Origin of the sequence: Streptomyces sp. NBC_00988 (genome assembly GCF_045162645.1) — a bacterium.
GTDB lineage: Bacteria > Actinomycetota > Actinomycetes > Streptomycetales > Streptomycetaceae > Streptomyces.
Genome location: NZ_CP108730.1, coordinates 11,274,897 through 11,287,277, shown reverse-complemented (window position 1 = coordinate 11,287,277; position 12,381 = coordinate 11,274,897). Strand labels below are relative to the sequence as shown.

At 71.6% G+C, this 12,381-nt stretch carries 9 protein-coding genes; 1 reads left to right on the top strand and 8 read right to left on the bottom strand.

Annotation, left to right across the window (positions count from 1 at the left end; translation table 11 throughout):
• Position 1: 1 nt before the first annotated feature.
• The 4 genes from OG496_RS50850 to OG496_RS50835 form a co-directional block, all read right to left on the bottom strand.
• Positions 2–685 (bottom strand): ATP-binding protein, encoded by a 684-nt coding sequence (locus OG496_RS50850; RefSeq protein WP_405975819.1) that lies wholly within the window; start codon positions 683–685, stop codon positions 2–4.
• A 143-nt stretch (positions 686–828) separates the two neighbouring features.
• On the bottom strand, positions 829–1,824 hold the full coding sequence (locus OG496_RS50845; protein ID WP_405975818.1) for an anti-sigma factor RsbA family regulatory protein: 996 nt from the start codon (positions 1,822–1,824) through the stop codon (positions 829–831).
• Positions 1,825–1,930: 106 nt separating this feature from the next.
• The gene (locus OG496_RS50840) at positions 1,931–4,255 is read right to left on the bottom strand and encodes an ATP-binding protein (RefSeq protein ID WP_405975817.1); all 2,325 of its coding nucleotides are present in this window, start codon (positions 4,253–4,255) and stop codon (positions 1,931–1,933) included.
• Between the two features lie 213 nt (positions 4,256–4,468).
• Positions 4,469–6,586 carry an alpha-galactosidase gene (locus OG496_RS50835; RefSeq protein ID WP_405975816.1) on the bottom strand — a complete coding sequence of 706 codons (2,118 nt, stop codon included), beginning with the start codon at positions 6,584–6,586 and terminating at the stop codon, positions 4,469–4,471.
• Between the two features lie 82 nt (positions 6,587–6,668).
• On the opposite strand from OG496_RS50835, the gene OG496_RS50830 reads away from it, so the two are divergent.
• Positions 6,669–7,739 (top strand): LacI family DNA-binding transcriptional regulator, encoded by a 1,071-nt coding sequence (locus tag OG496_RS50830; RefSeq protein WP_405975815.1) that lies wholly within the window; start codon positions 6,669–6,671, stop codon positions 7,737–7,739.
• Between the two features lie 150 nt (positions 7,740–7,889).
• On the opposite strand, the gene prcB is transcribed toward OG496_RS50830, so the two are convergent.
• The 4 genes from prcB to OG496_RS50810 all read right to left on the bottom strand — a co-directional run bounded on the left by prcB (position 7,890) and on the right by OG496_RS50810 (position 12,352).
• On the bottom strand, positions 7,890–8,744 hold the full coding sequence (gene prcB / locus OG496_RS50825; protein ID WP_405975814.1) for a proteasome subunit beta: 855 nt from the start codon (positions 8,742–8,744) through the stop codon (positions 7,890–7,892).
• 72 nt (positions 8,745–8,816) lie between these two features.
• Complete coding sequence (locus OG496_RS50820) at positions 8,817–9,773, bottom strand: YbhN family protein (protein ID WP_405975813.1); 957 nt, start codon at positions 9,771–9,773, stop codon at positions 8,817–8,819.
• A complete protein-coding gene (locus tag OG496_RS50815) occupies positions 9,770–11,251 on the bottom strand; it encodes a hypothetical protein (RefSeq protein ID WP_405975812.1) in 1,482 nt (493 codons plus the stop codon). Before OG496_RS50815 ends, OG496_RS50820 begins: the two co-directional genes overlap by 4 nt.
• A 249-nt stretch (positions 11,252–11,500) precedes the next feature.
• Entirely contained in the window at positions 11,501–12,352 is an 852-nt protein-coding gene (locus OG496_RS50810; RefSeq protein WP_405975811.1) for an aldo/keto reductase, read from the bottom strand.
• Positions 12,353–12,381: the final 29 nt, after the last annotated feature.

The following is a 12,381-nucleotide window of genomic DNA, read 5'->3' as shown; positions in this document are numbered from 1 at the left end:
CTCAAGCGGAAACGGCGGCCGGTGCCGAACCGTGGGGCGCCCGAGACACCGTGCCCGGCACCGGCCGCCGTGGGTGGTACCGGCCGAGCAGTCCGAGATCCTCGGCACGGTCGCCGTCGGGGCTGAAGTGGTGGTCCGCCCGCTCGTGATCCAACTCGGTGCAGCCGTGCGCCTCTTGAGCCCGTGGCCCAGCCGGTGCCGGAAGGTGCACATCCGTCTCCACCACGTCGTCACCGGTGCTGTCCGACGCGTCGATCTCCAGCTCGAACCAGACCTCCTTGCCCTCCTCGACGAGGCGGCTGCCCCAGCGGTAGGCGAGCGCGTCGACCAGGAACAGACCGCGGCCGTTCTCGCTGTCGGGGTCGACGTCGAGGTCGTCGTCGCGCTCGACGCGCCGGTGCGGCGGTCGGGGAAGGTGCCGCCGCTCGTCCGCGACCTCGCAGCGCAGTATGCCGATGCCCAGGGACAGGGTGAGCCGGTAGCGGCCGCCCGCGTGCACGACGGCGTTGGTGGCGAGTTCGCTGACCAGCAGTTCGGCGATGTCCACCAGGTCCTGGAGGCCGTACTCGGCGAGCCGTTTGCGGACGAGTTCCCTGGCCTGGCGGACCGAGGACTTTCCCGGGCCCAGGATCGTCGTACAGCCATCGCCCACGGTAGGCAGGCCGCGTGGGCGGTCGTTCGGCATGGTCGTTTCCCTTCGGCCCCTGGGGCGTTCGGCTCGTGCGCTGCGAGGCGGGGTCCGCCAACAGACCCGGCCTCGTATCCACCATGCGTCCGCCGTGCCCTTCGAGGCGCGGGGGGAACTACCCGAATCCGCGGGCCGGTTCGTCAACCTGCCGATACGAGGGCCGTCTCCATACGGATGGTCCACCCCCCTTTCGTCCCGTCGCCGGACCTCATGTCGACGAACTCGCAGACCTGGCGGGTGTGCCAGAGCCCGTCCTCCGGCCGCATTTCGGGACCCGGCGGCCGGAAGCCGAGGAACGGGTCGGTGATACGGCCGCGCGGGGTGCGCAGTTCGCAGATGATGCGCTGCCGGGTCGACCACAGCCGCAGGTGTGCGCGGTCGCAGCCCTGGGAGGCCGCGTAGCGCGTGGCACCGGATACCGCCTGCCCGAAGCGGGTCGCCTCGTCGGGTGCCATGCCGCGCGCCCTTGCCTGGTCCGCCGCGAACCGGTGACCGGCGGTCAGGTCCCCGTCGAGGCCGACGCCGACCGCTTCCCGCGGCGGTGCGGGCAGCGGGCCGAGGCCCTGGGCCGCGTAGACGGCGGGCTCCGTGAAGAGCGAACTGGGCTGAATACCTTGCCGGTTGAGCTCCGTCGGGTGGGTGTGCCGGGCGGCCTCGACGACGTCCGGTGGTGCGGTACGGGTGTCGTACAGGCACATCAGGTCGGGCGGGGCGCCGGTGAAGAGCTCGGTGGCGAGTGCCTCGTACCGCTTCCACTCGGGGATCTGGCGTGGCGAGCGGCCGTCCCAGACCGGCTCGCCCGTCATGTGGAGAAGGCCCTCGGGGCTCGCGTGCGTGACGTAGTAGTCGAGGGCGGTGGCCATGCTGTTGGCGGGGCTTCCGCGGTACCACCGGGCGGAGTCGCGGAAGTCGACCCGGCGGGCGTCGGGGCCGAGCGCGTCCCGCAGCAGGTCCAGTTTGCGCGGGGTGGTGATGACCACCGGGTCCGGTTCGTCCTCGGCGACGACGCCGTCCCTGAGGAACGGCACCACCACCGCCAGGAACTCCTCGTCGGACGAGTGGATGCCGGCGTGGTGCTTCACGCAGGGGACGGGTGGGACGGGTCGGGTGCGTGTGGTGGGTTCTCCGTGGTCCATCGGTCTGCCTTCCTTCTCGTTCGGTTCGCGGCCGTACGTGATCTCTGCAGTACGTGGTCCGGCAGTACGTCGTCACGGCCGTGCGCTCGTCACGGCCGGTGCGGCATCAGGGGCGGGTGACCCGACGCGCCTCGGCCCAGACGGCGACCTGGCTGCGCGAGGTGAAGCCCAACTTGCTGAGGATGCGCTCCACATGGCCTTCCGCCGTGCGCAGTGCGACGACCAGCCGGTCGGCGATCTGCTGGTTGGTCAGCCCCTCGGCGATCAGTTCGGCGACCTCCGTCTCGCGGCGGGTGAGCGGGCTGTCGAGCACCGGCGGGGGCGCGGACGCCCGCTCGCCCAGCGCGTAGGCGACCGCGTGGTCCGAGGTGAGGTCGAGGCCTTCGCGGTAGGCGTTCTTGAATCCGTCGCCCAGCAGCGCGCGGGCACCGGCCTCGGCCTCGGTGCGCACCGGGCCGTGGGACGGGGTGCGGTCCAGCGCGACGTGGGCGTCCTGCCAGATCCGTTTGGCGGCGCCCAGCAGGACGGCGGCGGGGCGGCCCTCGCCGTCGCGGGCGTGGACCGCGGCGAGCAGTTCCAGCGTCATGCCGGTGCCGAACACGTCGCCGACCGCCCGCTTGAGCCGCAGGCACTCCCGGGCGTGGACCCTGGCCGCCGTCTGGTCGCCCTTGGCCCACTCGGCGAAGGCGAGGATGCGCAGGAGGTAGGAGTGGATCCACTGTTCGCCATAGGTCAGGCAGACCTGCCGGAACTCCTCGCACAGGGCCATGGCGCGGTCGTACTCGCCCTGGATCGCGAGGACATGGGCCAGCTCCACGTACTTGAAGCCGACCAGGCTCATCGACTCGCCCTCGCGCGGCGGGAGGGCGAGCGCCTCCTCGTACACGGTCCTCGCCCGTTCGTAGTCGCCGCTGATCAGGCAGGCGCCGCCGCGGCCGAAGAAGGTGTGCGCCACCTCGGCCTCGTCGCCCAGCCGCAGGGCGAGTTCGCGGGCCTCCTCGACGAGGGGCGCGGCCCGGCCGGCGTTGCCCTGGCTGAGCAGCATCAGGGCGAGGGCCCACAGGGCGCGGGCCCGTGCGACGGTGGGCTCGGGCGCGGCGGCGAGCAGTCGCTCCAGCCAGTACCTGCCCTCGACCAGGGCGCCGGTCGCGAACCAGAAGAACCACAGATGCCCGGCCAGCTTCAGCCCGGCCCGCAGCTCCCCCGGAGTGTTCAGGCAGAACTCGAACGCCGAGCGGATGAGGTCCGACTCCGCGTGCAGCCTGCGGACCAACTCCGGCTGGTCGGGGCCGAACCAGCGCCGCTCGCACTCCTCGACGAAGTCCAGGCACCAGTCCCGCACCCGGCGCCGGGCCGCGGACTCGGCGCCGGCGCCGTCCTCGCGGAGCCGGTCGAGGCCGTACTGCCGGATCGACTCCAGCATCCGGTACCGGGCGTGGACGGCGTCGCCGTCCCGGACCAGCAGCGACTTGTCGACCAGACCGGCCACCGCGTCCACCAGCTCGTCACGGTCGAGACCGGGCCCGGCGCAGACCTCCTCGGCCGCGCCCAGGTCGAAGCTCCCGGCGAAGACGGAGGCGCGCGCCCACACCGTCCGTTCCTCACGGGTGCACAGGTCATGGCTCCAGTCGACGGCCGCGCGCAGGGTGCGGTGCCGGGGCAGGGTGTCCTCGCTGTCCGCGCCGCCCACGCCGTCGGCCAGCAACCGGTAGCGCCGGTCGAGGCGTTCGAGCAACTGCTGCACTCCGAGGGCGCGCATCCGTACGGCCGCCAGTTCGATCGCGAGCGGCAGCCCGTCCAGCCGGCGGCACAGGGCGGCCACCGCGTCCTGATTGGCCGTGGTGAGGGAGAACCCGGGCAGGACGGCGGCGGCCCGGTCGGCGAAGAGGGCCAGTGCCGGATACTCCAGCGCGGGCTTCGGCGGCAGCGGCTCGCCCGGCGTGGGAGTCGCCAACGGCTGTACTTCCAGGACGTGTTGGGCGGTCACGTCCAGCGGATGTCTGCTGGTGGCCAGCACCCGCACCGCCGCGGTCTCCGCGAGCAGCGTCTCGACGAGCCGTGCGCACGCGTCCGCCAGGTGTTCGCAGTTGTCCAGGACGAGGAGCGACTCCCGGTCCTGGAGATGGTCGACGAGGACCCGCACCGGCGAACGACCCGACACGTCACGGATGTTGAGCGCCTCGATCAGGGCGAGCGGCACCAGCGAGGCATCCCGCACACCGGCCAGCTGCACGATGTGCACCCCGTCGGCGAACGCCCGCGCCAACCGGGGCACGGCGTGCAGCACCAGCCGGGTCTTGCCGACACCGCCCGTCCCGGTCAGACTCACCAGCCGGTGGGCGGCCACCAGACGCTTGACCTCGGCGGTCTCCTGACGCCGGCCGACGAAACTCGACGCTCTGACGGGTCGGCCGATGTTCTGCCTTGTCACGGATACCTGCACAATCGGTCCCGCCTCCGAAAGTGGACTTCAAGAACTGTATGGGCCGGACGCGGACGAAGCATCCGCAGTCCGGCATTGCCAGTTGAAGGCACTTTTCTGACGGAACATGCACGAAATACGCCGCATGGCGATCACCGGTGGATCAGCCGTGCAACGACAGCGCTGGAGTCCTCCGGCCCACCGGACCGGAGGACTCAGGACTCAGCCGGCGCTCAACCGAACGAGAACAGCGGTGTCGGCACGAGGCAGCGACACCGTCAACTGCCCCTCGGCCACGTCCCATTCCACGCCCGCGTCCGAGGTCCCCGGATACAGCACGGTCGCGCGTACGGAGGCACCGCGCAGATGCGGCACCGTGAGAGCGCGGCCGGTGTCGTCCGACTTCCGTCTCCACACCATCACGTACGTCGCGTCCGCCCCCCGCAGCCCGTGCGCGATCCACCCGTCCTCCCAACCGGGAAGCCCCAGCGGCCAGAACGGATGCGCCGTGCCGATCTCCCCCCGGACCTCCTTGTAGACGGAGACCGCCGAGCGGACGAGGTCGAACTGCTCCTGGTTCATGAGGTTGAGGAAGCCGGAGAGGTGGATACGGCCGAGGAGCGGGCCGGTGAGGGTGAAGGCGATCTCGTCGAAGGTCTGGTCCGGCTGGGGGTACGCCCACACCGCGGCCTGTTCGGGTGTCGCGGCGGTGGCCGCCGCCGCGGTGATGGGCGGGTAGCGCAGCGGGTCCTGCTGGTCGCTGGTGGACTGGAGCTGGGCGACGGCCAGTTGGGCGTAGTCCATCCGCAGGCCGCCTGATCCGCAGTTCTCCAGGACGAGTCGGGGATGGCGGTCGAGGAGTCCGGCCATCCAGTCGAGGTGGGCGCGGTGGTGCCCGAGCAGTCCGGCGCCCGCGCTCTCGGTCCCGTTCTCGGTGCCGGGGCCGATGTTGATGTTGTAGTCGAGCTTCAGATAGCCGACGCCCCACTCCCCCACCAGCCGGTCCACGACCTCGTCGAGATGCGCGCGAGCGGCCGGGTGGCGCAGATCGAGGTGGTGCCGGCCGTGTTCCGTGACGCGCAGGCCGCCGCGCCGGAAGAACGCCTCGGGCGGCAGGGTCCGGGCCAACGGGCTGCGTACGCCCACGACTTCGGGTTCGAGCCAGAGGCCCGGGGTCATGCCCCGCTTCGTGATGGCGTCGAGGACTTCCTGGATGCCGCCCGGGAAACGGTTGACCGCGGGCTCCCACGCGCCGACGGAGTCCCACCAGCCCTGGGCGTCGTCGTCGTACCAGCCCGCGTCGATGACGAAGACCTCGGCGCCCGCGGCCGCCGCCGACTCCACGAGCGGCAGGAGCCGTTCGGTGGTGGGGTCGCCGTTCAGGGTGTTCATGTAGTCGTTGTAGATCACCGGGAGGGTGCGGTGGTCGGGGTGGTCGCGACGGATGCCCCGGCGGTAGTCCGTGAGGGTTCCGAAGGCGGCGTCGAGGCCACCGGTCTCCGCACGGACGAGGACGGCGGGGACGGTGTGGAAGTCCTCTCCTGGGGCGAGGAGTTGGTGCCACTGGTGGTGGGCGTCGTCGGGGCCGAACAGGGCGATGTATGCCGCGCCTTCGCGCTCGCCGGTCTCGAAGCGCCAGCCCGCGCTGGACTCGATCTGCCACAGCCAGGCATTGCCCTCCCGGTCGGTGAGGGCGGCGACCGGGAGGTGCCGGCCGGTGGACCAACTCCCTTGCGAGGAGCGCTCGAAGCAGCCGCGCCCCTCGCGCCCGTGGGCGAACCGGCTCAACGGCACGACCTCGTCGCGGAGTTCGGCCCGGTGCCAACGGCATTCGGCGAGCCAGTCGTTGTCCGCCCAGTGCAGGGTCAGCCCGTCGAGGCCGTCTTCGACAACGGAGGATGCGGCAACAGAGGAGGTGATCCCGCCGAGGGTCAGGGTCGTCACGCTCTCCAGCCGGAGTGGCTCGGCACCCTCGTTGACCAGCCGTACCCGCGAGCGCAGGAAGCCCGCGTCGACGCCCGCCTCCAGGGTGACCTCGGCGAGCAGCCCGGTCACGCGGTCCGCGAGCCGGATCGTCGTACGGTCTCCGCCTCCGTCCCGCACGGTCTCGTGGTCGCGGTACGCCAGCCGGTCGCCGATCGCCGTCTCGATGAAGCGCTCCCCCGACCACATGCGCCCGTGCCCCGTTGCGGTGACCTCGACGAGAGGCACCAGGCGGGCCCAGTCCTGCTCGGGCGCTCCCAGCCGGACCGCTCCGGCGGCATCGACGACGGCGTGCAGCCCGAGCGCCGGATGCGACCAGATACGGGACCTCTCGGCTGTTCCTATGACACTGGTCAACGCATTTCCCCTTCTGGTTCGAAAGGTAGATCCCCAGTCACGGTCTCTTGACGCCCACGTTGTGACCGCTCACAATCCTCGCATGCATGTGACCGGTCACACAAGCTCCGGCGGCCACGGCGGCCCCCCTCAGAGACCGCGGAAATCTGCCAGTATCCGCGACGTCGCGGCTGCCGCAGGCGTCTCCTACCAGACGGTCTCGCGGGTCATCAACGGCCACCCGAACGTCAAGGAGGAGACCCGGAAGCGCGTCGACACCGCCATCCAGACCCTCGGCTTCCGGCGCAACGCCACCGCGTTCGCCCTCGCCAGCGGCGTCACCCGATCGGTCACGGTCATCACCTCGAACACCGTCCTCTACGGCTACGCGGCCACCCTGCAGGGCCTGGAGGAGGCGTCCCGCGCCGCCGGATACGCGCTCGGTGTACGGGTGGTGACCCCGGAGGACGACCTGGACCGGACGATCGCCGCGGCCGCCGACACCGGTGGCGGCCTGGTGGTCATCAGCTACGACCGCATCGGCGCCGCCGCCCTGGACCGCGTACCGGCGCATGTGCCGTGCGCGGCGCTGGTGGAGGCGCCGCCGCCGGGCCGGGCACCCGGCCGGCCGGCGGTGTGGGCCGACGACCGCGAGGCGGCCCGTGCCGCCACCGAGCATCTGCTGTCGCTCGGGCACGCGAACGTCCACTACGTCGCCATCCCCGCCTCGACCGGAACCCGGCGCCTGGCGGGCCCCCGCGCCGAGGGCTGGCGCCAGGCCCTCGAAGCGGCCGGCGTCACCCCACCCCCGCCGTCCGGCAAGGGCTGGGACGCCCAGGCCGGCTACGAGGCGGGGAAGAAGCTCGCCCGGAGCCCGGACGTCACCGCGATCCTGTGCGGCAACGACGACCTGGCGCTGGGTGTGCTGCGCGCCCTGCACCACGCGGGCCGGCGGGTCCCGGAGGACGTCAGCGTCATCGGCTTCGACGACGCCCCGCACTCCGCTTTCGTCACCCCGTCGCTCACCACCGTCCGGATGGACTTCCACGGGCTGGGCCGCGCCGCGTTCGGGCTGCTGCGCGCCCAACTCGACACCGATGAGCGGGAATTGGTGCCGGTACCGGCCGAACCCACCCTCATCCTCCGGGAGAGCTCGGGGCCACGGGACGCCTGAGCCGGACGTCCGTCGTGGCCCTGTCCGTCACGTCCGCCGGGCTCGCCGTATCCGTCAGGCGTCTTCCGCGCGGTCGTCGCACATCAACGCAGCACCGTCGTGCCACCGCCGGTGTCCTCGGGCTGACCGCGACCGCGCCGCCTTTGTCGCTCACGGCGCGACGGTCGGGCCGTCCGGGTGGGTGTGGCGTTGTGCGACCATCTCGCGGGTCAGGGCCTCGGTCTCCGACTCGGGCAGCCGCTCGAAACCGTCCTCGGTGATGACCGAAACGATGGGGAAGATACGGCGGTTGATGTCGGGGCCGCCGGTGGCGGAGTCGTCGTCGGCCGCGTCGTAGAGGGCCTGCAGTGCGGCCAGGGCCGCGTCGCGCCGGGACATGCCTTTGTGGAACAGTTTCTTGAGAGAGCCTCTGGCGTACGGGGAGCCGGAGCCCTCGGCGTGGAAGTCCGGCTTCTCGTAGGTGCCGCCGACGACGTCGAAGGTGAAGATACGGCCCTTGGCTCCTTCGGGCGCCGCGGGGTCGTAGCCGACGAGCAGTGGCACGACGGCGAGGCCCTGCATGGCCTGGCCGAGGTTCTGGCGGATCAGGCCGGAGAGGCGGGTGGCCTTCGCGTTGAGGGTCATCGGGATGCCCTCGATCTTCTCGAAGTGCGTCAGTTCGACCTGGTACAGCTTCACCATGTCGACGGCGAGCCCGACCGTACCGGCGAAGGCGACCGCGGTGTAGTCGTCGGCGGGGTGCACCTTCTCCAGGTCGCGCTGCGCGATGACGTTGCCCATGGTGGCCCTGCGGTCGCCGGCGATCAGCACGCCGTCGCGGTAGGAGAGGGCCAACACCGTGGTGCCGTGCGGGAATTGGTCGGCGGCGGCGTGGACGCCCGCCGGGAACGGGCGGCGGGTCGGCAGCAGCGCGGGCCGGTGCGCCGACAGGAACTCGGTGAAGGACGAGGTCCCGGGAGTGAAGAACTCGTCCGCCAATCGGCCGCTCATCTCGTTCTCCGCCATCCAACTCCCTCTCGCCCGCGGACAGATATCGGACTCCTACCTGAACCGGCCGCGCGGGAAACGCCGTTGAGGTCAGAGCGCCTTGCGCCGGACCAGCACCCCGAGCACCAACAGGCCCGGGATCAGCGGCAGCCACACGGTGAGCAGCCGGTAGCCGAGGACGACGGATGCGGCGGCCGACGCCGTGGTTCCCGAGGCGGTGAGCGCGAACACCAGCGCGGCGTCGAGGGAACCGATGCCGCCCGGCGTGGGCAGCAGCGCGGCGGCACTGCTGGCAGCGAGGTACAGCAGCGCCACCCGGGCCGGGGACAACGGCAGTTCGACGGCCTGGGTGACACAGATCAGCACCAGGCAGTTCAGGGCGGCGAAGGCCACCGAGCCGCCCCACAGAGCGGCAGCCCGGTGCGGCCGGACGTGCACGGCCCGGATGTCGGTCAGCACCGTGCCCAGGGCGCGCCGGCACCGGGGCCACAGCGGGCAGTTGAGCAGCACGGCGACGAGGACGACGACCGCGAGGACGACGCCCACCACGCCCACGGAGATGTCCGGGACGCGCAGCACACCCGGACAGACGGCGGCGAGAACGCCGATGAGCACGATCCGGACGGCCACGCCGGCGGTCGCCTTCACGGCGAGAGCGCTGGCCGAGCGGCCGACCGGCAGTCCACAGCGCATCAGGAACCGCAGGTTGACGGCACCGGCGCCGAGCCCGGCGGGCAGCACGTGGTTGGCGGCGGACGCGGCGAGCTGCGAGGCCACCAGCCGTCCGCCGGGCAGCCGTTGGGGCACGGCACCCTGCTGAGCGAGCGCCGAGGACACCCATGTCCCGAGGGCGGCCGTCGCGGCCACCAGCAACCACCCCTGATCGGCGACGGCGAGCTGCCCGGCCCCGCTCGCGAGCACGGGCCAGTGCCGCCGCACCAGACAGACGACGGCGACCAGGACAGCGAGGGTCAACGCGGTCTGCCAGTAAGCGTGTCGGCGGCGGGTGGGGGTGGGAGTCGGAGTGGAGGCGGGCGGTGCCGTCATCCGCCTCCACCCTTCCCCGCGCTCGGAGCGACACGTAGCTCCAGCGCGCCATAACGGTGGGCGGGCCAGTCGCGGGCGTACGCGGGTGGGCGGCTGCCGGTCGGCGTGACGTTGGCGACGGGCATACTGCGCGCGGTGCGGTCGATGATCGTCAGGGACGTGTTGGCGTTGTGGCCATGGGTCGCAGCGGAGGCACAGCCCGCGTAGAAGCCGATCGGGATGGCGTCCTGACCGGTGAGCAGGCAGGGCTTGCGTACGCCGAGGCGGTGGAGTTCGGCGGCGGTGCGGGACCAGTCGCGGTGCTGGGCGTTCGTGCGGCTCACCGTCCTTTCCAGGACGGCGAGTTGGACCGCCAGATGCCCGGCGAGCCCCACCACGAGCAGGGTCACGGCCACCCCCCGCCATGCTCCGGCCGGTCTGGTGACCAGGTGGATCAGCGCGTCGGCGACCGGGATCGCCACCAGCGCGTAGGCCGGCAGGAGGAAGCGTGGAGCGGCGTATCCGATCATGAACAGGTACGGGAAGGCGGCCGCTGCCGCGCAGGCGAGGGGGACGAGGGTGGCCGCCGTGCGCCGCGCACGGACCGCGAAGACCAGTCCGACGACGGCGAGTACGGGCAGCACGAGCCACCAGACGTCGACCGCCGGGTTGGGCATCTCTCCCGTGCACGGGCGGCACAGGGCGCGTCCGCCCAGGCTGCGCAGCTGGTCGACGACCGCGACGTGCCAGCCCAGTCCGCCCTCGATGGCCGAGGCCTCGTGCAGCCGCTGCGTCAGGCCGCCGTAGCTGACGTACGCCTCGATCACCCATTCCAGGGCACCGGAGGCGAGCCCGGCGAGGAGGGCGACGAGCAGACGCCAGTGGCGGCCGGCCATCACGAGGACGAGCAACGGCAGTGTCGCCCAGACCGCGTCCGTCGGGCGCATCCACGCCATCAGGGACGCGCTCGCCGCCAGGCCCCACAGCGCGGCCCGGTCGGAGCGGTCGGCCCGGGCGCGCAGGCAGCAGCCCGCGGCAGCGAGGGCGCCCACGGCGACCCAGTAGTTGGGCATGGCCTGGATGCCGTAGAGGAGGGTCACCCAGAGGGAGGCGAACAGGGCGCCTGCGAGGGCGAGGACACGGACCGGGAACAGGCCGCGCCAGGCGCGGAGTGCGAGGAAGAGTGCCAGGCCGGAGAGGGCGGCGAGGTAGACGCGCAGCAGGGTGGTGGACGAGGACCAGGAGGTGATGGGGGCGACCAGGAGCGAGATGCCGCGGGCCCGGGGTGCGCTGAAGAAGGCGGCGGGGGCGTGCGCGCTGATCTGGCTGACGTAGACCGTCTCGTCCCAGCCGAGGCCCGACCCAGGGCGTACGAGGACCAGTTGGGCCAGGGTGAAGGCCCCCGCCACCGCGGCGAGCGGGTACTCCGAGCGGCGGGACGCGGTCGGCGGTCCGAGCCGTCGCGTCCCGGCGAGTGTGGCGTACGCGCTGCCGGACATTGCCCACCCCTCCCCCTACAGTTTGTAGGGTTTCCAGCACCCTACAGCCCGTGGTTCTGAAGGCAGGAGCCAGGGAAAACATGGACAAACTACCTCGCGGCAGGCGGGACCGCGGCCTGTAATTCAGCCAAGCGGCTGACGGCCCCACACGCCGTGAAGCAGCTGGAAGCGGAGCCGATACGCCTGACCTGCCTGGACGCTCCGCACCGGAAGACCGGAGGCGATCAGGACGGCGTCCGTGAACGCGAGTCAGGCGTCCAGACGTCGCTCGGCCAGCCAGGCGACGATCTCGGGGTCGTGGTGGTCGAAGAACAGCGAGGCACCGGTGTCGAGCGTGGCGATCCGAGCCATCTGCTCGTCGGTGAGTTCGAAGTCGAAGACGTCGATGTTCTCCGCCATGCGCTCCGCGCGCACGGACTTGGGGATGGCGATGACGCCGCGCTGGGTCAGCCAGCGCAGGACGACCTGCGCGACGGACTTGCCGTGTTCCTTGCCGATCCCGGCCAGCAGCGGGTTGGTGAAGAGGTCGTTCTTTCCTTCGGCGAAGCCGCCCCAGGACTGGATCCGCACGCCGTGTTCGCGCATGAGGTCCTGGTAGTCGGCGCGCTGGAAGAACGGGTGGGTCTCGACCTGGTTGACCTGGGGGGTGATCTCGTTGTTGACGATCAGGTCGAGGAGGCGGTCGGGGTAGAAGTTGGCGACACCGATCGCCTTCGTGAGGCCCTCGCGGTTGAGGGCTTCCATGGCGCGCCACTGGCCGTAGACGTCGCCGAAGGGCTGGTGCATCAGGTACAGGTCGACGTGGTCCAGGCCCAGCTTGGTCAACGACGTCTCGAAGGCACGCCTGGTGTTGTCCTCGGCCGGAGCGTCCTGGACCCACAGCTTGGTGGTGACGAACAGGTCCTCGCGCGCGACGCCGCCGGCCTTGATCGCACGACCCACGGCTTCCTCGTTGCCGTAGGCGGCGGCGGTGTCGAGGAGCCGGTAGCCGGCGGCCAGCGCGTCGGAGACGGCGCGCTCGGTGTCCTCGGCGGGGATCTGGTAGACGCCGAAGCCGAGGAGCGGCATCTCGACGCCGTTGTTCAGGGTTACGTACTGCATGGGGGAAGTCCTTTGCTGCGCGGACGCGT